The sequence below is a fragment of the Bacterioplanoides sp. genome (assembly GCF_965219715.1).
Classification (GTDB): domain Bacteria; phylum Pseudomonadota; class Gammaproteobacteria; order Pseudomonadales; family Oceanobacteraceae; genus Bacterioplanoides.
Map to the genome: position 1 here is coordinate 3,455,549 of NZ_OZ244785.1, position 20,210 is coordinate 3,475,758.

The following is a 20,210-nucleotide window of genomic DNA, read 5'->3' on the forward strand; positions in this document are numbered from 1 at the left end:
AAAGGCTATAAATCCAGACTCTTTGTCGGGTTTGGCTGCGTATCTGAAGTACGTTTCTGGCCACAATCCCCTGTGTTTTGTGGCTCCTCTCTTTCTTTTTCTGTGAAAAACTTCTGAAACAATAGGAAATATAAAGAAAAATATAATAATAATGAGAAACAATCGCATTACGTGTGTATAATGCGCCAAAATCAAGTTCGACTGAACCAGGTTTCTTATGAAATTTGCAGCAAGCACGATTGCTGAATACGCCTCTTACAATGCGTTTGTGAATGCGTATTTGCGTGAAATTGACGCCGGTGTCTGGAGCGATAATAAGCAGTTCTCACTTTATTCTGACTTTCCTTTTGAATTAAAGGGCAGAGAAGTTGTTGAGTTGTTTTTATCCGATAGCCATCAACGGGTTGTTATGGATGTTGCCTACAAATCGAAAGTAGGGCGACATCATTTTCACGGTGTTTATGTACGCACCGAATTTTCAGAAGGACCGGATTCAGTAGGAGAGGGATCAGAAGGCAGCATACATAGTTGCTGGAAAAGCGCTGATCTGATGTATCTGCTGATTGCTTTCACCCGCCAGATTTATAAACGTCAGAATGATATTTCTGTAGCAGCCATTGAAGCTGACGATTCCGTCAAATTAAATGAGATGGAATTGCTCGGCCGTTTGCTGGGAAGTTATCAGGCAATGGCACACTTCCTCGCCGAGCGCGCCGGAGATAGTGCATTACACAGCACCGACTTTATCGATTCGGAGCAATCCATTCTATACGGCCACTGGTTGCATCCAACGCCAAAAAGTCAGCAGGGCATCGCGTTCTGGCAACAAGACTTTTATTCACCGGAACTGTGTGGTCACTTTAAGCTCCATTATTTTTCCGCCGACCAGTCCCTGGTGAAGCAAGGATCGTCGTTAACAGAAAAAACCAGCGACATTATTTACTCGGAAGTCACTCGTTACGATGAGCTGGCGTTGCAATCTGGTCATGTTCTGATTCCGGTACATCCGCTACAGGCGCACAGTTTATTAACCCAGGACTGGGTGAAAGAGCTGATGAGTCAGGGAACGCTGCAGTACCTTGGTGAAGCTGGCGCTGAATATACCGCAACCTCATCGGTGAGAACGGTATTCAGTGAGTCGTCGGAATGGATGATTAAATTATCAATCCCGGTAAAAATAACCAATTCATTAAGACTGAATAAACGCCGGGAACTGGAAGACGGTATGGTGGTGGAAAGTTACCTGCGCCATATTGGATTTCTGAATAATAATCCGCAATTTAAAGTTGTTGATGACCCTGCCTACATCACCATTAATCACCCCCATAATCATGAAGCCGATTCGGGTTTTGAAGTGGTGTTGCGCCGTAATCTGTTTACCCAGGATAAAGGGCGTGGTGTTTGTTCAATTCTGACATTAGTACAGGATCCGATTCCGGATGCCGACGGTTCTGTTGGTACCAGTCTGTTGCAGAATGTCATATCCGAGTTGGCTGAAAAAGAAGGCCGCTCAGAAAAGCAGGTTGCATCAGACTGGTTTGATCGATACTGGCACTGTGCCGTCGAGTCTATTTTGTCATTGTATGACGGTTATGGCATTGCGCTGGAAGCTCATCAGCAGAACAGCTTGCTTGATGTTTCTGAGGGATATCCCAGCTGTTACTACTATCGCGATAATCAGGGTTTTTATTTATCAGAACATTTTAAAGAAGAATTGGCGGGCGTGGGTGACAACCTGAGTCTGACCAATATTTTCTATGATGATGAAAAAATCTTTACCGCTATATCGTATTACGTATTCGTTAATCAATTATTCGCAGTGATCTATCGTCTCGGGGCTGATGGCCTGATCGATGAAGAAACTCTGATTGCCCGCTGTCGTCAGCATTTATCTGACTTGCAGAAAAATATGCAGGGCGTGGGTAAACGTTTTATCGAATACATCCTCACCAGCGAGCGGCTGGATTTCAAAACCAACCTGTTGGCTCGTGTTAACAATATCGATGAGTTGCAGGAAGGCATGGAGCACGCAGTGTATTCGACCATCGAAAACCCGCTGTTCTCAACATCTGATTTTCATAAAAGTTTCGTCACAGAAAATAAGGATGGACGCAGTGCAGTCTATAGCTGATTTCGATACGCATAAAATTCTGGCCCGGGTCGCAGAGCAATTTTGTGAAGATCATGCTCCCTATATTGAGGCGCCTGCAAAAGCAGATGCTGAAGAGCAACGTGTGGTTCGTCAGTTTGTAGAAGCATTGCTGTATGAAGAGATTGTTAACTTTCAGGTTGATAGTCGGGCGATGCTGGCGAATGACTTCAGCCGCTTTGATGCCGTATTCGACAGTATTTATACCTTTACCTTATCCGGTACTGAATTCCGCTGCTTAGGCGCACGTCGTATTTTTGAGCGTATTCGTATTGCTGATGGTTCAATCGAAATTGCCGACAAAAATCATTATCGCGAAGTACGCATCCAGGAGTTAATTGCACATCTGGATACCGGTTCAGAGACCAAAATGCGTTTGCTCGGTGAGCTGATGCAGACAATTGCTTTATGTCGCTGGAATACCAGTCATTTAGAGCATCATCTGACGCCGCGACGTCAGCTGAATTTTGCTGAACTAGAAGCGGCGATTACCGAAGGTCATTTGTACCACCCGAGCTTTAAAGCCCGTACCGGTTTTACCTTAATGGACCATATTCAGTATGGCCCTGAAGCAGCGAATACGTTTCAGCTGAACTGGCTGGCGATTAAATCCAGCAATGTTGAACGTAATTTTCCGACGGACGATAACGCTTTCTGGATAAATGAGCTGGGCGAAGAAACGTTTTCTGTTCTGACGCAACGACTGGCTAAACAGGGGAAGAGCTGGGCTGAGTTTTCGTTGGTTCCTATTCACCCGTGGCAGGTTGATGCCATTCAGGAACGTGGCCTTGCTCAGGCTATCCGCTGTGGTGACATTATTGAATTGGGCCAGGCTGGTGATCACTATCAGGCGACACAATCATTACGCACGCTGGTGAATGTCAGTCATCCACAAAAAGCCAACGTTAAAATTCCGCTCAATCTGGTCAGTACATCTTCACACCGGAATTTGCAGGATCATTTTGTTTGTACGGCGCCAACCATTTCAACCTGGTTGCAGGAAGTGGTTGCGAAAGATAAACACCTCGAGCAGCAGGATAATTTATTGCTGTTGAGTGAATACGCGGGATTACTTTATAAGCCGGAAGACGAAAACCAGGCGAAAGCCATGGACGGTTTGATTGGTGCCATTTTCCGCGAAAGCGTAGTGGATAAATTACAGCCCGGTGAACAGGCTATTCCCTTCACGGCTTTGATGTTGGTCGAATCCGATCAGCGTCCGTTTATTGCTGACTGGCTTGATCAGTATGGTGTTGAAACCTGGGTGAACCGTCTGATGGAAGTCATGCTGGTTCCGATCTGGCATATGTTGGTGCATAACGGTATTGCCTTTGAAGCACATTGCCAGAATCTGATTCTGACCCATAAAGATGGCTGGCCACAACGTATTGTTCTGCGCGATTTCCATGAAGATATGGAGTACGTCGAAGGTTATCTGAAGTACCCGGAGCATACGCCCAAGTTAGCCGAAACCGATCCGTATTTTAATACGATTCCGCTGGATGAAGGTTTCAGTATGTCGGATATCGATGAGTTGCGTGAACTGTATATGGATACGGTTTATGTACTGAATCTGGCCGATTTATCCTTCCTGCTGGAGCGTTACCACGAATATCCGGAAGCACAGTTCTGGAATCGAGTACGCCACTACCTCGAACAATATCGCCAGTCTGGTATTACCGATCCTGCACGTATTGATCGCGTTGGGGCAAACAGCAAAAAAATTATTGTTGAATCTCTGCTGAAGAAAAAAATACTCAATGGCGGCACGCTGGATTATTTCGAACACACGGTGAATAACCCGCTGGCAGAAGTCACCACAGAACATACGACGCAGCAACTTGAAAACCAGGTCAGCTGATTGCTGAAGAAAAATTATGATTTATTTAAACGACGATTATTTCGATAAAACCTATTTTGAACATTGCTTCAGCAATTTCAGCCAGCACGATATTCTTGGTAACTGCCAGGGCAAACGTATTACGGTGTGCATCAGCGATGCTGCCCTGTGGATTGCGCTGTGCCTGTATTGTCGCGATCAGGGAATTTCGGTTTTCCCATTACCAGTAGGAACGCCGGAAGAAGCGCTACGTCGTCGGGCAAAACTCAGCAACAGCCATTATCAGGTTATGGCTGACAATATGGATGATCTGCTGGCCAATATCGAAACGATTGGTGATCACCCGAACGATAACGTTGCGGTATTGGTGCAAATGAGCTCCGGTACTACCGGGGAACCTAAATGCATTGACCGCAGCTGGACCAGTATTGATATCGAGCTGGAAAATTATATTCAGCATTTCTCAGATCTGGCTGATATGACGGCTGTGGTTGCCTGCCCGGTTAACCATTCTTACGGTTTGATTTGTGGCATTCTCGCCAGCATTAAACGTGGTTCTGAGCCGGTAATTATTACCAACTTTAATCCGAAATATATTATCCGGAAGGTGCAGGAAACCACGTCTCCGATTTTATATTCATCACCGGCGTTAATTACTACCATCACCATGATGGTAAAGGCCGATCAACCGATTCACGCCATCATGACTTCCGGCACCCTGATGCAGGCCAGCTGGCTGGAACAGGCCGAGAAGAAATGTGTGAACCTGTATCAGCAATATGGCTGTTCTGAAGTGGGCTGTATTGCATTGGGTGGAAACCTGCGTTCGATTCATGATCAGGGCGTACCCCTGCCACATATTCGTGTTGAATCCGGTAACTCAGAAGAAAGTCCGGAAGAAATTGTTGTTACCACAGAATCCAACAGCATTGTGGCAACCCGCGATCTGGGTTATCTCGATGCCGATAACCGCCTGCATTTCCTCTCCCGTATCGACGAAATGATTAATGTTTCCGGCCTGAATGTTTATCCCGCGGAAGTTGAAAAGGTGGTGATGGAGATGCCTGGCGTCAGCGATGCGGTGGTATTTAAAAAGAACCATGCATTTGGTAACGATCAGGTTTGCTTGCAGTTCGTCGCAGACATTGAAGTACCCACGGAAGATATTCGCAGCTGGTGTGCCAGATATTTAAATAAATATCAGGTCCCGATCCAGATTACCCAGGTAGAAAAAATTGACCGGCTTCCTAACGGCAAAGTCAGTCGCAAGGCATTGGCATTAGCCTGAATACGCTGATGTATTTGAGTGAAGAACAAAGACCAGAATCGAAAAGCTTATGATGACTAAAGAACAGATTGTTGAAGCCATATTTAAAGTGTTAAGTGAAAATATGGCGCATCCGAATGTGGATAAGTTTCACAGCGACGCACGCCTGTTAGAAGACCTGGCGCTGGATTCATCCATGGTGCTGCAAATGTTAATGCTGCTTGAAGTTGAGCATGATATTGCCATCGACGAAAGCGCATTGATGAATGAGGACTTTGAAACCGTTCGTGCTGTTGCCAATACCTTGTATAAGGGCCAGAACCTCCCAAAGTATGAAAAGGGTCTTGAAGTCTATGAAGACGTCAAGATCCACTGTGTCGCCAGTAATTTAGCAGAAATCGTAAAACGTTTTCCCGAGCTGGATCACCGTATTCTTTACTTTGCGGTGTCTGATGCCAACGCCTGTATCAACGATCGTTATGTGCTGACTTACCACGACGAAAATATCAATCACGATATTTTCTTTGATTGGTATGAGCGTTTATACGGCATGCCAATCAGTGCCTGGTATGATAAGCAGGCCAGTAAAGAAGATAACCTGGCCAAGCTTGAAAACCTGGTAGAAAACCGCCAGCCAGGCCAGCACATCATGGTTATGCTGGATATGTTCCATTTACCGGAACGTGAGAACGAATTTAATAAAGATCCGTTTCCTCATTACGTGATGCTGGGTCCAACTAATAATCCTGACCTGTGGTTTATGTACGACCCGGACTATCGCTGGGAAGGTGTGTTCAAAAAAGATCGCATTCTTAATGCTGTTTCTCAGCCAACCGTTTCTGGCGGTTATTTATTCTCTGAGGTAGGTGCTCGTCCGACTCCAGCGAAAGAAGTAAATGCTTTTTTTGAAGCGTCGGTAGTGCGCGATGCAAACCCGGTTACCGATATGATTCGAGAGATTATTCAGGCTCATATCAATGGTGAAGATAAAAACGGTGAACCACTGCCGCTGGATAACCTGATTAAAGCGGTGGAAGAAATCCCGGTGATGTCACCGAGAAAATACGCGTATGAACATGGCTTTGCATTTTTCTGGCGCGAGCTGGGGTTACCAGAACCTGAGTTTGATGACTGGTGTGATGTGATTGATGAGCTGGCGAAAAATTACAAATTAATCCAGTTCAATGCCATGAAATTATCAGTAACAAAAAATGAAGCCTTTGGCGAAAAATTATTCCAGTTACTTGATCAGCAGGATGAGAGGGAATTCAGGCTTAAACAACGTTTAATTGAAGTGAAAGATATCTGGGCAGAGAAAGTGCTCAAGTCGTCTGACGCTCAGCAATTAGAAAGGGTTTCCCAGTGAAATATTCCGTTTGCACTATCTCCTTCCGTCACCAGTTGATCTCGTTGGAACGTATCGCTAATTGGGCTAAGTCTCATCAGTTCGATGCGATTGAATTGTGGGGAGTACACGCGAAAAACCTGCGTCAGTCTCCGGACTTTAATCTGGAATGCCTTGCAGAGCGAGGCCTGTCGGTTTCCATGGTGAGTGATTATCTGCCATTAGATGGCGACCTGCAGAGCGGTGTCGCCAGTGCCGAAACCCTGTGCACCATCACCCGCTCCTGGGGAGCGAATAAATTGCGTACCTTCTCTGGCAGCAAAGCCAGTGCAGACGTAAGTGAGGAGGAGCGTGCATCTTACACCGCCCGACTTCGCCAGTACTGCCAGGTTGCTCAGGACTATGGCATCGATCTGGTGGTCGAAACGCATCCTAATACTCTGGCCGATACGCTGGAATCGACGCTCAGGTTAATCGAAGAAGTTAATCATCCTGCGTTGCGTATTAACTTCGACGTTATTCACGTCTGGGAAATGGGCAGTGACCCGGTGTTTGCACTGGAAAAACTGGCACCACTGATTGTGCATATGCATTTTAAAAATATTACCCAGCGTCATTTATTAAATGTATTTAACCCGGGCAATGTGTATGCACCCGCCGGAAGCCGCGAGGGTATGACGTCACTGTTTACCGGTGAGTACGATTTCAAGAAGCTGCTGACCTATGTAATGACGGAATCCAGCATCCCATGGCAAAACATGGATGCTTCGTTGGAGTGGTTTGGCCCGGATGTGTTTGCAACCCTGGATAAAGATCGCAAAGAGCTGGCCAGCCTGGAGTCTCAATTTATCAAACAGTCGCAACCAGAAACAGTCGCTCTGGTGTAGTAACTGGTGCAGTAATGCGGATTAAGGATTCAAAATGAAAGTCAGTACCCCTTATTACCTGATTGATGAAACCCGTATGTTAAAAGCGATGGAACGTATCGCTTATGTACGTGAACAAAGTGGCGCCAAAAGTGTGCTTGCACTGAAGTGTTTCTCCAGCTGGTGTGCGTTCGATTTTATGAAGCAGTATATGGCCGGAACAACCAGCAGTAGCTTATATGAAGCACGCCTGGGTTATGAAAAGTTCGGTGGTGAAACTCACGGTTACAGCGTTGCTTACAGCGACGATGAAATTGAAGAGGTTATCGAATACTGCGACAAAGTTATTTTTAACTCTCTGAATCAGTTGCAGCAATTTAAAGCCAAAGCCCAGCTGAAAGGTCGTTCGATTGGTTTACGTCTGAACCCGGAAGTGGGCCACTCTGAATACGATTTAAGCGATACCGTGGCGAAATATTCACGCTTAGGTGTGCGCCATGATTTGTTGCCGGAAAACATCAGCGATGTGATTGATGGCGCTATGTTTCATATGAATTGTGAAAACGCCGATTTTCATAGTCTGAATCAGCAGCTGGATAACATCGAGCAACGTTTCGCTGACATTTTACCGAAGTTGAAGTGGCTGAGCCTGGGCGGTGGTGTGGCCTTTACCCGTGACGGGTATTTGCTGGATCAGTTGTGTGAACGATTAAAGCAATTGGCTGAACGTTATGACCTGCAGGTTTATCTGGAGCCGGGTGAAGCGTCCGTGACCCAGTCTACATCGCTGGTCGTTAAGGTATTAGATAAGGTCGACAACCAATTACCTACCTTAATTGTTGATGCAGGTGTCGAAACACATTTACTCGATGTACTGGTATATCAGTTTGTTCCAGCACTCGATGGCGCCGAAGAAATCGCAGAAGACGAAATACCACAAGCTCTGAAACAGGGAAAATTTGTTTATCGCGTTTGTGGTCGCACCTGCCTGGCTGGTGATGTTTTTGGAACTTATGTCTTCGATCAGGCAATTGAGATTGGTGACGAGCTCAGATTCTCAGACGTTGCCGGTTACTCCATGGTGAAGAAAAACTTCTTCAATGGCATCAAGATGCCGGCCATTTGCCATAAGAACATTAACGGTGAAACCCGCGTTATTCGCGAGTTTGATTACGAAGATTTCCGAGACTTTTTGTCTTAACCGTTTTCCTAATATTTGGGGAGGATAAGTTATGAAAAAGAACGTACTTATTATTGGTGCAGGAGCCGTTGGTGCCGTCGTTGCTCATAAATGTGTACAAAGCAGCGATGTATTTTCGTCGGTTTGCCTGGCGTCTAAAAATATTGCCAAGTGTGATGCCATTATTGCTTCGGTAAACAGAAAGAATCATCACCCACATGCCGATTTTTCGCTATTCAGCCGCGAAGTGGACGCATACAAGGTGAATGATCTGGTGGATTTAATTCGCGACACCGACACTCATATCGTTATTAATGTGTGCACCGCGTTTGTGAATATGAATATTCTGGATGCTTGTTTGGAAACCGGTGCGGCGTACATCGATACAGCAGTTCATGAAGACTACAGTGTGATGAATGCTCCTTATCCCTGGTATGCAAACTACGAGTGGAAGAAGCGCGAGTTATGCAAAGACAAAGGTGTCACCGCGATTCTCGGTAGTGGTTTTGATCCGGGTGTGGTTAATGCCTATTGTGCTTATGCCCAGAAACATGAATTTGATTCGATCGAAAGCATCGACATCATGGATGTGAACGACGGCGACCATGGTCATTTCTTCTCAACCAATTTCGACCCGGAAATTAATCTGCGTGAAATTATCGAAGATGCCAGCTGTCTCGAAGATGGTCAGTGGCGTACGTATCCACACCATAGTCGCTCCATGGAATACAACTTCCCGGAAGTTGGTGAGCATAAACTGTATCTGATGGGACACGATGAAGTACATTCTTTATCGCTGAATATCCCCGGCGTTAAAACCGTGCGTTTCTGGATGGGCTTTGGTGAGCACTATCTGAAATGCCTGGAAGTGTTCGAAAAAGTAGGTTTGCTGAACCACAAAACCGTGACCACCAGTAACGGCCAGGAAGTTGTGCCGCTGCACGTATTAAAAGCCTGTTTGCCGGATCCGGCCAGCCTGGCGCCAAAATACAACGGCAAAACCTGCATTGGTACGTTAATTAAAGGCACGCGTGACGGCAAAGAAAAGGAAGTATTTGTTTATAACATTTGCGATCACGAAGAGACGTACGCTGATATTGATTCGCAAGCCATTGCCTTTACTGCCGGTGTACCGCCAGTCGCTGCGGCCAAACTGATTGCCAGTGGTGAATGGGACGTAAAAACCATGGCAAATGTCGAGGAGCTGGATCCGATTCCATTCTTCGAACGTTTGGCGGAAATGGGACTTTCCACCGAAGTCTGTAATCTGGATGCCGGAGAGGATAGCGCAGAGAGTCGCGTTTTATACGCCTGACAGGTTCCTTTCTTATTTTACTGATAGCCGGTTTTTGTTGAGTGCCATTAGCAATTTGTTTGTTGTTAATGGCGCCCACCGAAATGTCCGGATTGAGCCGGTAACCCCAGCAAATATTGTCACAGGTCAGCACGTTAACCGTCATCAGGGTACAATCTGAAGTTCTGAGTAACGGCATTTCTGTTTAAACGGACTTGTGACATATGATTCGTTTTTTGTTGTTGGGGATCGCACTGATCTGCATCTGTGGTATGCACAGCAATGAGCAGCCAACATTAAAGGTTGGGCTCATCGAACCTATTCGTATGCCTTACTTTTATCGTGATGCACAAAGTGGTGAGGCGAAAGGTGCTTACATCGATATTCTCGAACATATTCACAAAGTCACCGGTATTCGCTTTGAATATCAGTTTTTACCGCAGGTAAGAATTCGCGAACTGATGCGCGAGCAGAAGCTGGATGTTGAACCGGGAATCGATAGCAGCTGGCGCCAGGAGCCTGGAGAGGCAGAAGCATCGGTCTACAGCGATGTGTTTTATATTTCCAATGAAGTGATTGCTTACAGTAACAGCGCCTTTCTTGAATCGGATGTTGATCCGGTTGTGTTTAAATCTCTCAAGCCTTGCTCGCTATTGGGTTTTAACCTGATTCCTGAATACGATAAAGATGTGGTTCAGGCCAGGACAGAAGCTCAGGTACTTAAAATGTTAATCACTAACCGCTGTGACTTTGCTGTCTTTCCTTTCGATGTGATTGCTGGTGAGCTGAAGAAAGGCAATTTACACGTCACCAAATCGGTCGAGTCTTATGAACTAAGGCTGCGTTTGGCGAAAAAACAGCAGCATTTGTTACCACAGATCAATCGTGCTATCCGTGATCTGAAGGCTCGGGGAGAGATTCAGAAGATTATGGCAGCGCATCATTAAGCACTGTGAATAAGTTCGGACAGGGTTCAGTTTTTTGCCAGCATCGGCCAGAGAATATTTGCCGACAGCTGGTTGGCATCATCACCATTCTGGGGCATGGCATCGACGTTCAGAATATTCACCATTAAGCGGTTGATGGCACCGGCCACCATTTGTACCAGCAGGTTGGCGTCGCAGTCGTTGCGCACTTCACCAGACTGTTGTCCGGCGCGTACGATGTTCTCCATAATCACCAGCTGATCATTCTGGATAAACTTAGGGTTAACCACCCAATAGCGGTGTGGAACATTCATAAAGACGATCAGCGCAATGTGGCGGTTACTGAGATAGAAATCGAAGAACTCGTGACCAACTGCGTAAAACTGCTGCTTGATCGACAGCCCCGCTGATTGCTGTGCAGCTTCAGACATTCTCAGAGTTAGCTCGTCCAGATCCTGCTCAATCGCCGCAATAATTAACTCGTCTTTGTTGCCAAAGTATTTATAGATCGTTTGCAGGCCAACCCCGGCACGCTTGGCAATCTCCCGCAGTCCAATCTGATGGAATAACCCTTCAGCGAATAACTCGATGACGGTTTTTCTCAGCTTTTCCAGCGATTCCGGAGAAATCTTACGTTTATCAGTGTTCATATCAGGGCGGATCTCAATACAGCCAATTGCGCCATTCTTATCTTTATGTAAATGCTACTTGTTAAACCGGGCGGCTGCCATTACATTATATGGAAACAATGTTTCCGATAAGAATAATAACGCCACGAGGTGCAGCAATGAATACCCGCGAACAACTGGCCCACAACCCTAACCAGCAAAGTCATAAATCCAACTATCGTTCGGTGATCTCGCAGACTCTGCATTATATGAGTCGACCACATTCTTCCATCGCCATGCAGCCGATTGTCAGTGAGGCGGCCTGGAAAGGCCCGCAATTGCTGAAGAGTGATAAGTTCTGGCAAGACCCGTTGAACGAGGCTGATATCGCAGAGCTGGATGCGGCACTGGCCCACGCTAAAGGGCTGAATAAACCCACCGGTTCGATGAGCAAAGATGATTTCCCATTACCAACACTGAGTAAAAAAATTGCCCGTTGGCGTCAGGCGTTAAAATCAGGACGTGGTTTTCAGGTGATTTCCGGTATTCCGGTTGAGCGTTGGGGGCGTGAAGATTCAGAAATCTTCTTCTGGTGTTTTGGTCTGCATCTGGGCATTCCCGGCGCCCAGAACGAAGACGGGGATTTATTAGGCCATGTGCGGGATTTAAACGCACCGGTTGATGACACGGATACCCGTTTGTATAAAACCAATGCCAATATTGAATACCATTGTGATGCGGCAGACGTCGTTGGTTTGTTGTGTCTGAATAAAGCCAAATCCGGAGGTAAAAGCCGCATAGTCAGTTCTGTTGCTGTGTATAACGAAATTCTGAAACGTCGTCCGGATTTAATTCCGGTACTGTACCGACCTATGCTGGTCGATACCTTTGGTGAAGGCAGTGTGAATTATTTCCCGGTGGTGCCATGTCGTTATCACAATGGCGAACTAAAAACCTTTTATCATATCGATTATTTCCGCTCGACCCGTCGGTACAACGAAGTTCGGCCCTTTACGGCGCAAGAAGAGGAGCTGCTGAATCTGTATCAGGAGGTGGCATCGGATCCGGAATTTTATCTGGATATGGATCTGCAGCCAGGTGATATTCAATTGTTGTCGAACCACACCAATTTACATGCCCGAACCGATTACATTGATTACGAAGACTCCGACAAAAAAAGGCATTTATTACGCCTGTGGACCTCGCTACCCCACGAGCATAATGCTTACAGCCAATGGCTGACATTTAAAGATAAGGTGCAGCTGGTAAGTGGGATTGTAAAAGAGAAGGTGAAATTTAAGTTCCGCTAAAATCCATTTAATAAAAAAGCCGAATCTGAAATCAGATTCGGCTTTTTTATTAACGGTAACTCTGGATTGCTAAAGCACCTGAGCACCATTCACAAATAAGGCTTCTACCTTGCCGGATAACTCCTCATCCGCGCACGGAATATTGCTGCCTTTTGATTCCAGCTGCGACAGGTCGGCAGCGGTTTCAGTATTAATCAGTACTGCGCTGAAAAAATTACCTTCCGCTAAACCAATACCTTCAAGGCCAATAACCTGTGCTGGAATCTGGTTGGTGGCTTTAACAAACGCACTCCAGTCCAGCTCACCTGCTGCGATTAATTTTAATGCCAGTGGCAGGAAGCAGTCGAACATACTCATGCCAGGCTCAGCGTCGGAGAAAGGTGCTTTTTTCGCAGCAATTTCATGAGGACGGTGATTGGACGAAATCGCCAACTCACCGTCATTAACCGCTGCTAATAAAGCTTTACGGTCGGATTCGCTGCGCAGTACAGGCAACACATTAAACTGGCTGTTATAGCCACTCACGGCTTCATCGGTATACACCAGATTGGCCAGTGGTACATCGGCGGTTACGTTAATGCCATTTTCACGCGCTTGTTTCAGCATTTTAACGCTGCGTGCAGAACTGATCTGGCTGATGTGCAGCTGCACACCGGTTTGTTCCGCCATTAATAGAATTTGTGACAGGGCGATGGTTTCTGCGGTCTCGGCAATACCATCCAGGCCCATGCGGGTGGCGGTTGGGCCTGCGTGCATACAACCGTCGGCCAATGTGGTGTCGTTGGCACTCAGGAATAAACGGATGCCATAGGTCGCAGCGTATTCCATTACCCTCTGTAAAACGTAACTGTCTTTAATCGGTTTACGGGCATTAGAAAGCGCCGGGCAGCCGGCTTCGGTCAGACTGAACATATTGGCCAGCTGCTCACCTTCCAGGCCTTGGGTTGCAGCGCCCAGAGGCAATACTTCGGCGTAACCGGCCTGTGCTGCTTTTTCCTGAATTAACTGCACAACTGCTGGGCTGTCGGTAACGGGTTTGGTATCCGGCAGGGCACAAATATGAGTAAATCCAGAGCGGGCTGCAGCTTTGGTTTCAGTGGCAATAGAGCCTTTCTGGGTAAAACCCGGCTCCGCCAGATGAGCGCCTAAATCAATTAAGCCAGGTAATAAAATTTTGTTGTTACCGTCGATGCTGGTTTCAATTTCGCCAGCCGCAGGTTTGTGGCCAATTGCCTGAATTTTGCCATCGGCAATATAAATATCCGCGACTTTATCAACACCATTGGCCGGGTCGAGCAGGCGTGCGCCTTCAATTAAACAATAACGCATAATTAAACCTCCTCGTTTTCGTTGTTCGATTGTTGCTGACCACTCATGGCCATCGCCATCACGGCCATACGTACGGCAATACCATAACTCACCTGATTTAAAATCACCGATTGATTGCCATCGGCTACTGCCGATTCAATTTCCACACCGCGGTTAATCGGGCCCGGATGCATCACAATGGCGTCCGGTTTTGCCAGCAATAATTTTTGCTCTGTTAAACCGTATAATTTAAAAAACTCGCCTTCACTCGGCAGTAAAGCATTTTGCATACGCTCTTTTTGCAAGCGCAGCATGATTACCACATCGCAGTCTTTTAAACCGTCTTCCATGCGATAAAACGGTTTGGCTCCCAGGGCTTCAATGTCATTTGGTAATAATGTCCCCGGACCAATGACACGAACTTCAGCGGCACCTAATGTGCGTAACGCATGAATTTGCGAACGTGCAACACGGGAATGAAGAATATCGCCAACAATGGCGACCACCTTACCTTCGATGCTTTGTTTATGACGACGAATGGTCAGCATATCCAGCATTGCCTGGGTCGGGTGGGCATGGCGGCCGTCACCGGCATTAATGATGGCAACGTTGGGAGTAACGTGTTCGGCAATAAAATGCGCGGCGCCGGAATCTGCATGACGCACGACAAACATATCGGAATACATAGCTTCCAGATTCCACAGGGTATCCATCAGGGTTTCACCCTTGGAGGTTGCGGATTTGGAAATATCCAGATTTAAAATATCGGCGGATAAACGTTTTGCGGCCAATTCAAAGGTTGAGCGGGTACGGGTACTGTTTTCGAAAAACAGGTTCACCACGGTTTTACCGCGCAATAATGGCACCTTTTTAACTGAACGTTCCTGAGTGCTGATAAATGAATCGGCGGTGTCGAGAATTTCGGTTAATAATTCTTTGCTTAAGCCTTCGGTGGTTAAAAAGTGCTTTAAGCGACCGTCCTCGGTCAGCTGCACCTGTTGAGGCGAGTTCATTATTTTTTATCCTCAGGCTAAAGACAGGGTTAATGGTTCCGGGCCGGACAGCTTCACCAACTGACCATCGGATAATTCCAGCTTGGCGCCACACAGGTCCGGCTGGATCGGTAATTCGCGGCGACCGATATCCAATAAACAAACCAGTTTGATGCTGGCCGGGCGGCCGTAATCGAATAATTCGTTCATGGCGGCACGAATAGTACGGCCACTCATCACCACATCGTCGACCAGAACAATATGGCGATCTTCAATGCTGTCAGGAAGCTCTGAACCTTTTACTTGGGGGTGTAATCCGTGACGGGTAAAATCATCGCGATAAAAGCTGATATCTAATACGCCAATGTTTTCCTGTACCTTCAGATGCTGATGCAAACGCTCAGCGACCCAGACTCCACCGGTACGGATCCCAATAATTAATGGATTATCAATCTGTTGCTGATCAAGCAGAGTTTGCAGGCGATCGCCTAACTCTTGGCAGGTTTTTTCGCAATCCTGCAGGGCTGGGGGCAGGCTCATAATGGCTCCCGGAATAAGTTTAAAAAATATTAGTCACGCGGATGTTCATTCATCCAGCTTTGTAAAATTAACTGGGCAGCTAAACCATCAACTGAATTTGCACCAAAATCGCGGTCGCCACCTTGTTCGATGACCATGCCTTTGGCTTCGTAACTGGTCAGACGTTCGTCCTGAGTATAGGCAGGACGATGAAAACGACCTTCTAACCGACGGGCAAATTTGGCGGCGCGATTGCTCATGTCAGACGCTGTGCCGTCCATGTTTAATGGCAGACCAACAACAAAGGCATCGGGTTGCCACTCATCGATAATTCTCTGCAGATTATCCCAGTTCGGAATACCGTCTTTGGCTTTAATCGGATCAAGCGGGTTGGCCGATTCGGTTAAGCGCTGACCGGTAGCGATGCCAATGCGCTGGGTGCCAAAATCAAAGCCCATTAATGTCTGAATTTTATTGGTAATTGCAACGCCAGACATTACGCATGCCCCGCATCGGAACTGAGAAACTCTGGACTGATACCCAATTGTTTCAGGGCGCTGCGGTATAAATCTTTTGGTTGGGTATCGAATAATAATTCGCTGTTGGCTTCTACCGTTAGCCAGGAGTTTTGTTTTAACTCTTCATCCAACTGTTGTGCATCCCAGCCGGCATACCCTAATGCCATGCGATAATCCTGAGGACCATCACCGGCGGCAATGGCTTTCAGGATGTCTTTTGATGAAGTCAGGTGGGCTTCTTCTTCAACATTCAGAGTTGAGTCCCACTGACCTTGTTGGCGATGCAGTATAAAGCCATGTTCCATACTGACCGGGCCGCCAGCCAGAATGGCCGGATCAACGCCCGGTAAACGATCAATTTCCAGTTGCTGGCAGATGTCGTCGAGAGAAACTTTTAACGGTTTGTTTAACACCAGCCCCATCGCACCTTCTTCATTGTGCTCACATAAATAGGTGACGGTACCTTCAAACCAGGAGTCTTCTAATTGCGGCATGGCGATCAGAAGGTGATTTTTTAAGCTTTGCAGTTGTTGCATCAGAATCTTTTATCAACCCGCATCCGACAGGTAGCGGTTGCCTTTAAATTGCCAGGTACGAATGATTTCCAGGCGATCGGTATTTTTGCGCATTTCTGCAGTAAAAGGTGCGAACGGTGCTGACTGGCGAACGATACGTAAAGCGGCATCGTCCAGAACTTTACGACCGGATGATTCCAACACCCGCAGTTCGTAGATTGTGCCGTCCGGATTAATGGCTACTAATAAACGTAAGCGGCAATCGTTAAAGCAGTTCTCAGCCTCGCGTGGGTAATTACGGGCACCGTTGTCTTCGATACGGCGGCGCCAGGAATTAACGTAATAGGCATCGTTGGCCTTCATGGTGGACGCGGCCGTTAAGCGCTGAATACGCGGCTGTTTGGCGTACAACTGACGCTGACTATCGAGCTTGGCTTCGAGGCTGGCGATTTCCAGACTGCGTTGTAATAACGTTTTTTGTGGGCCATCGGGCAGATCAGCTGGGTTTGGCGGGATATCGCTGTTTTTCAGCTGAGTTTTGAAGCGGCTTTTACCGGTGGTTGATACCTGGCGTTGTTGCGCTTCGGGGAGTTTTGGCGCTGTCGCCTGCTGTTCCTGTGGCGACGTCTTGTTGACCTGATTGGCGTGGAAGTTTGCTTCCATATCTGTGGTCAGCATTTTAGCTTCGTCCAGTGTGCCACTGCCTTGCTGGTTTTCCTGAGCGATAAAATCAGCTTTGTCCGGTGCGGTGTCGCTTTTATAAGTGGCCAGTGTGACCTCGAGTGTTTTCGACAGGCTGGTCTGATCGGTGGCGGAGAAGCTGATTCCGAGAATCAACAGGGCATGAATCACCAGTGCCAGAAACAGGGCGAAAGATAGACGGTCGGTACTGGTAACAGCAGCGGCAGACATGCGGAAATAACAGCCTCAAAAAAGCAGGTTGAATGCGATTGCAAGTCTGCGCTTATCAACGAAATTTGTCCACCATCGAAGCGCTGATGGCGGACAAATTGCTATAGCGCTGGCTGGTTAAAGTTTCGCCAGCAAGGTGTCGATCAGCAGACCAGCTACGTCAATGCCGGAGTCGCGGCTGATTTCGCGTACGCAGGTCGGGCTGGTCACGTTAATCTCAGTTAACGAGTTGCCAATCACATCCAGACCAACAAAATAGAGCCCTTTTTCTTTCAGGATTGGCCCCACTTTTTCAGCGATAGCGCGGTTTTCATCACTCAGTGGCTGAGTAACGCCCGTGCCGCCGGCTGCGATATTGCCGCGGGTTTCTCCTTTGGCCGGAATACGGGCCAGCGTGTAAGGTACCGGTTCGCCATCGATCATCAGGATGCGTTTATCACCATCGACAATTTCAGGGATAAAACGCTGCGCCATTATCTGTTGCTGGCCGTGATCGGTCAGAGTTTCGATGATGACAGAGACGTTAGGGTCATCCTGTTTCAGGCGGAAAATTGAAGAGCCACCCATGCCATCCAATGGTTTAAAGATGACATCGCCGTGGTCTTTATGGAATTTCTTCAGCAATTCTGCGCTGCGGCTCACCAGGGTTGGTGTCATTAGATCCGGGAATGCAGTGGCGAAAACTTTTTCATTGCAGTCGCGCAGGCTTTGCGGCTTGTTGGCAATTAATACTCCGGCTTCTTCAGCGCGTTCAAGAATGTAGGTGGAGTAAATAAATTCGCTGTCGAAGGGCGGGTCTTTGCGCATCAGAATAATGTTCAGGTCTGACAGAGGGCGATGCTGATACTCTTCCATGTCGTACCAGTGATCGGGATTCATCTCGACGGTTAAAGCCGCCATGCGGCCCATGGCTACGCCGTTTTCAATGTACAGATCAGACTGCTCCATATAAAACAGCTCGCAGCCTTTTTGTTGAGCGGCGTTAAGTAACGCCAGTGATGTATCTTTCTTGAACGCAATCTGCGAAATCGGGTCCATCACTACACCAAGTTTGATGCTCATAGAGTCTCCGTGGGATAAAAAAGTATCAGATAGGCAGAGTGTAACTGATTGACTATCCCAGTGGCGCAACAGATTTAAACAGGAATATCCCGGCGTATTGATGATTTGGCCGCTAGCCTGGGGCATCTAAGTGTGATACAAAAGTGCGCAATGGCGTCTCTGCGGTCGAAAGACAGTCGCTCAATAAAATACAAAGAAATGGATGGTTAAAGGCCTCCCTATGGACGATAACTTTCAGAATGTAAAAGTCATGGTCATCGACGACAGTAAAACTATTCGTCGTACGGCTGAGACTCTGCTCAAAAAAGTTGGCTGCGAAGTGATCACTGCTACCGATGGCTTTGATGCACTGGCAAAAATTGCCGACACACATCCAGACATCATTTTTGTCGATATCATGATGCCCCGTCTGGATGGTTACCAGACCTGTGCCTTGATTAAAAATAACTCTAAATTCAAGTCAACCCCGGTCATTATGTTGTCCAGTAAAGACGGCTTATTTGATAAAGCGAAGGGTCGTATCGTTGGTTCCGATGAGTATCTGACTAAGCCTTTCAGTAAAGAAGAGTTGCTGGGTTCGATTCGCCAGTACGTCAAATCCTGAGCCCGAATAAACAGAATTTAAGAGGAAATAGGCATGGCCCGAATCCTGGTTGTTGATGATTCCCCGACCGAAACAGAAGCATTCCGCGTAATGCTGGAAAAAAATGGTCACGAAGTATTAAGCGCAGAAAACGGCGCTGATGGTGTGGCTGTTGCCCGTCAGGAAAAGCCTGATGTGGTGTTAATGGATATCGTAATGCCTGGCCTGAATGGTTTTCAGGCAACCCGTCAGTTAACCAAAGATGCTGAAACTCAGCATATTCCGGTGATTATTGTTACTACCAAAGATCAGGAAACTGACCGTGTTTGGGGTAAGCGTCAGGGCGCCAGTGGTTATCTGGTTAAGCCAGTAGCAGAAGCGACCTTGTTGTCTGAGATCGCTTCGGTCATGGCAGGCTGATATGCATCCGTTCGCTCAGCTACTCGATATTGCCGAACGTAGCCGTTCTAACGCATCAGCTCTGCCTCAACAGGTGGAGCTGGTTGCGTATTGGCGTGGCGTTGGTTTTATGTTGGCCGGGCAGCACTTCGCTGCGGATATGTCAGAAGTTGCTGAAATTCTGCAGCCGCCGCGTCTGACCAAGGTGCCCGGCGTACGTAGCTGGGTGCTTGGTGTCGCTAATGTGCGGGGTCGTCTGGTTCCGATTATGGATCTGGCCGGCCTGTTAGGTTTGCCATCAAAAGCCAACTGGCGTAGCCGCCGGGTGTTGGTGGTTGAGCATGGTGACCATATGACCGGCTTACTGGTCGATGCTGTATTAGGTATGCAGCAGTTTGCTGAGGATCGCCAGTTGCAGGCAACTGAGCTTGATCCGGCATTTGAAAAATTCGTGTCGCGCGCTTATGAGCGTGATGGCAAAACCTGGCCGGTATTCCAGTTACTGGATCTGGTACAGGCACCTGAATTCCTGCAGATAGCAGTTTAGATTTTATACATTACGACGAACCGTAGTTAGTTTGTTGTGATGAACAATGATAATTAGCCGCAAGGCAAAA

20 protein-coding genes are annotated in these 20,210 nt (G+C 47.2%); 12 read left to right on the forward strand and 8 right to left on the reverse strand.

All coding sequences use genetic code 11. The features are described from left to right. The first annotated feature begins 217 nt into the window (after positions 1-217). The 8 genes from ACOQOZ_RS16100 to ACOQOZ_RS16135 all read left to right on the forward strand — a co-directional run bounded on the left by ACOQOZ_RS16100 (position 218) and on the right by ACOQOZ_RS16135 (position 10,888). Positions 218-2,131, forward strand: a complete 1,914-nt coding sequence (locus ACOQOZ_RS16100; RefSeq protein ID WP_420589171.1) for an IucA/IucC family protein — start codon at positions 218-220, stop codon at positions 2,129-2,131. After that, complete coding sequence (locus tag ACOQOZ_RS16105) at positions 2,115-4,010, forward strand: IucA/IucC family protein (protein ID WP_420589172.1); 1,896 nt, start codon at positions 2,115-2,117, stop codon at positions 4,008-4,010. The genes ACOQOZ_RS16100 and ACOQOZ_RS16105 overlap by 17 nt, the downstream gene beginning before the upstream one ends. A 16-nt stretch (positions 4,011-4,026) precedes the next feature. Then, complete coding sequence (locus tag ACOQOZ_RS16110; protein WP_420589173.1) at positions 4,027-5,277, forward strand: AMP-binding protein; 1,251 nt, start codon at positions 4,027-4,029, stop codon at positions 5,275-5,277. Positions 5,278-5,326: 49 nt separating this feature from the next. Further along, the gene (locus ACOQOZ_RS16115; RefSeq protein WP_420589174.1) at positions 5,327-6,622 is read left to right on the forward strand and encodes a DUF6005 family protein; all 1,296 of its coding nucleotides are present in this window, start codon (positions 5,327-5,329) and stop codon (positions 6,620-6,622) included. Further along, positions 6,619-7,488: a sugar phosphate isomerase/epimerase family protein gene (locus ACOQOZ_RS16120; RefSeq protein WP_420589175.1), complete on the forward strand. Its 870-nt coding sequence runs from the start codon at positions 6,619-6,621 to the stop codon at positions 7,486-7,488. The genes ACOQOZ_RS16115 and ACOQOZ_RS16120 overlap by 4 nt, the downstream gene beginning before the upstream one ends. Positions 7,489-7,522: 34 nt before the next feature. Next, on the forward strand, positions 7,523-8,668 hold the full coding sequence (nspC, locus tag ACOQOZ_RS16125) for a carboxynorspermidine decarboxylase (RefSeq protein WP_420589176.1): 1,146 nt from the start codon (positions 7,523-7,525) through the stop codon (positions 8,666-8,668). A 31-nt stretch (positions 8,669-8,699) separates the two neighbouring features. After that, positions 8,700-9,962, forward strand: coding sequence for a saccharopine dehydrogenase family protein (locus ACOQOZ_RS16130; protein WP_420589177.1), 1,263 nt, complete (start codon positions 8,700-8,702; stop codon positions 9,960-9,962). Positions 9,963-10,165: 203 nt separating this feature from the next. Then, positions 10,166-10,888 (forward strand): substrate-binding periplasmic protein, encoded by a 723-nt coding sequence (locus ACOQOZ_RS16135; protein ID WP_420589178.1) that lies wholly within the window; start codon positions 10,166-10,168, stop codon positions 10,886-10,888. A 26-nt stretch (positions 10,889-10,914) separates the two neighbouring features. On the opposite strand, the gene ACOQOZ_RS16140 is transcribed toward ACOQOZ_RS16135, so the two are convergent. After that, the gene (locus ACOQOZ_RS16140; protein WP_420589179.1) at positions 10,915-11,517 is read right to left on the reverse strand and encodes a TetR/AcrR family transcriptional regulator; all 603 of its coding nucleotides are present in this window, start codon (positions 11,515-11,517) and stop codon (positions 10,915-10,917) included. A gap of 137 nt (positions 11,518-11,654) precedes the next feature. Between ACOQOZ_RS16140 and ACOQOZ_RS16145 the strand changes: the two genes are divergently transcribed. Further along, positions 11,655-12,785, forward strand: coding sequence for a TauD/TfdA family dioxygenase (locus tag ACOQOZ_RS16145; protein WP_420589180.1), 1,131 nt, complete (start codon positions 11,655-11,657; stop codon positions 12,783-12,785). Between the two features lie 69 nt (positions 12,786-12,854). On the opposite strand, the gene ACOQOZ_RS16150 is transcribed toward ACOQOZ_RS16145, so the two are convergent. From ACOQOZ_RS16150 to gshB, 7 genes are all read right to left on the reverse strand, one after another. After that, positions 12,855-14,114: a dihydroorotase gene (locus tag ACOQOZ_RS16150; protein ID WP_420589181.1), complete on the reverse strand. Its 1,260-nt coding sequence runs from the start codon at positions 14,112-14,114 to the stop codon at positions 12,855-12,857. Positions 14,115-14,116: 2 nt separating this feature from the next. Then, complete coding sequence (locus ACOQOZ_RS16155; RefSeq protein WP_420589182.1) at positions 14,117-15,106, reverse strand: aspartate carbamoyltransferase catalytic subunit; 990 nt, start codon at positions 15,104-15,106, stop codon at positions 14,117-14,119. Between the two features lie 12 nt (positions 15,107-15,118). Next, complete coding sequence (gene pyrR, locus ACOQOZ_RS16160) at positions 15,119-15,625, reverse strand: bifunctional pyr operon transcriptional regulator/uracil phosphoribosyltransferase PyrR (protein ID WP_420589183.1); 507 nt, start codon at positions 15,623-15,625, stop codon at positions 15,119-15,121. Positions 15,626-15,654: 29 nt separating this feature from the next. After that, on the reverse strand, positions 15,655-16,101 hold the full coding sequence (gene ruvX / locus ACOQOZ_RS16165; protein ID WP_420589184.1) for a Holliday junction resolvase RuvX: 447 nt from the start codon (positions 16,099-16,101) through the stop codon (positions 15,655-15,657). Further along, complete coding sequence (locus tag ACOQOZ_RS16170; RefSeq protein WP_420589185.1) at positions 16,101-16,658, reverse strand: YqgE/AlgH family protein; 558 nt, start codon at positions 16,656-16,658, stop codon at positions 16,101-16,103. The genes ruvX and ACOQOZ_RS16170 overlap by 1 nt, the downstream gene beginning before the upstream one ends. A 12-nt stretch (positions 16,659-16,670) precedes the next feature. Next, positions 16,671-17,549, reverse strand: coding sequence for an energy transducer TonB (locus ACOQOZ_RS16175; RefSeq protein ID WP_420589186.1), 879 nt, complete (start codon positions 17,547-17,549; stop codon positions 16,671-16,673). A 117-nt stretch (positions 17,550-17,666) separates the two neighbouring features. Further along, positions 17,667-18,611 (reverse strand): glutathione synthase, encoded by a 945-nt coding sequence (gshB, locus tag ACOQOZ_RS16180; protein WP_420589187.1) that lies wholly within the window; start codon positions 18,609-18,611, stop codon positions 17,667-17,669. Between the two features lie 220 nt (positions 18,612-18,831). Here gshB and pilG point away from each other — a divergent pair, with 220 nt between their 5' ends. From pilG to ACOQOZ_RS16195, 3 genes are read left to right on the forward strand one after another with little or no spacing between them, the layout of a single operon-like run. Beyond that, entirely contained in the window at positions 18,832-19,215 is a 384-nt protein-coding gene (pilG, locus tag ACOQOZ_RS16185; RefSeq protein WP_068660884.1) for a twitching motility response regulator PilG, read from the forward strand. Positions 19,216-19,248: 33 nt separating this feature from the next. Further along, the gene (pilH, locus tag ACOQOZ_RS16190; RefSeq protein ID WP_420589188.1) at positions 19,249-19,614 is read left to right on the forward strand and encodes a twitching motility response regulator PilH; all 366 of its coding nucleotides are present in this window, start codon (positions 19,249-19,251) and stop codon (positions 19,612-19,614) included. 1 nt (position 19,615) lies between these two features. After that, positions 19,616-20,140 carry a chemotaxis protein CheW gene (locus ACOQOZ_RS16195; RefSeq protein ID WP_420589189.1) on the forward strand — a complete coding sequence of 175 codons (525 nt, stop codon included), beginning with the start codon at positions 19,616-19,618 and terminating at the stop codon, positions 20,138-20,140. The last annotated feature ends 70 nt before the right edge of the window (positions 20,141-20,210 follow it).

Bases quoted from the DNA above. Each gene is read 5' to 3' on its own strand.
- ACOQOZ_RS16100 (WP_420589171.1), top strand. From the start codon at position 218: ATGAAATTTGCAGCAAGCACGATTGCTGAATACGCCTCTTACAATGCG.
- ACOQOZ_RS16110 (WP_420589173.1), top strand. From the start codon at position 4,027: ATGATTTATTTAAACGACGATTATTTCGATAAAACCTATTTTGAACAT.
- ACOQOZ_RS16115 (WP_420589174.1), top strand. From the start codon at position 5,327: ATGATGACTAAAGAACAGATTGTTGAAGCCATATTTAAAGTGTTAAGT.
- nspC (WP_420589176.1), top strand. From the start codon at position 7,523: ATGAAAGTCAGTACCCCTTATTACCTGATTGATGAAACCCGTATGTTA.
- ACOQOZ_RS16130 (WP_420589177.1), top strand. From the start codon at position 8,700: ATGAAAAAGAACGTACTTATTATTGGTGCAGGAGCCGTTGGTGCCGTC.
- ACOQOZ_RS16135 (WP_420589178.1), top strand. From the start codon at position 10,166: ATGATTCGTTTTTTGTTGTTGGGGATCGCACTGATCTGCATCTGTGGT.
- ACOQOZ_RS16140 (WP_420589179.1), bottom strand. From the start codon at position 11,517: ATGAACACTGATAAACGTAAGATTTCTCCGGAATCGCTGGAAAAGCTG.
- ACOQOZ_RS16145 (WP_420589180.1), top strand. From the start codon at position 11,655: ATGAATACCCGCGAACAACTGGCCCACAACCCTAACCAGCAAAGTCAT.
- ACOQOZ_RS16150 (WP_420589181.1), bottom strand. From the start codon at position 14,114: ATGCGTTATTGTTTAATTGAAGGCGCACGCCTGCTCGACCCGGCCAAT.
- ACOQOZ_RS16155 (WP_420589182.1), bottom strand. From the start codon at position 15,106: ATGAACTCGCCTCAACAGGTGCAGCTGACCGAGGACGGTCGCTTAAAG.
- pyrR (WP_420589183.1), bottom strand. From the start codon at position 15,625: ATGAGCCTGCCCCCAGCCCTGCAGGATTGCGAAAAAACCTGCCAAGAG.
- ruvX (WP_420589184.1), bottom strand. From the start codon at position 16,101: ATGTCTGGCGTTGCAATTACCAATAAAATTCAGACATTAATGGGCTTT.
- ACOQOZ_RS16170 (WP_420589185.1), bottom strand. From the start codon at position 16,658: ATGCAACAACTGCAAAGCTTAAAAAATCACCTTCTGATCGCCATGCCG.
- ACOQOZ_RS16175 (WP_420589186.1), bottom strand. From the start codon at position 17,549: ATGTCTGCCGCTGCTGTTACCAGTACCGACCGTCTATCTTTCGCCCTG.
- gshB (WP_420589187.1), bottom strand. From the start codon at position 18,611: ATGAGCATCAAACTTGGTGTAGTGATGGACCCGATTTCGCAGATTGCG.
- pilG (WP_068660884.1), top strand. From the start codon at position 18,832: ATGGACGATAACTTTCAGAATGTAAAAGTCATGGTCATCGACGACAGT.
- pilH (WP_420589188.1), top strand. From the start codon at position 19,249: ATGGCCCGAATCCTGGTTGTTGATGATTCCCCGACCGAAACAGAAGCA.
- ACOQOZ_RS16195 (WP_420589189.1), top strand. From the start codon at position 19,616: ATGCATCCGTTCGCTCAGCTACTCGATATTGCCGAACGTAGCCGTTCT.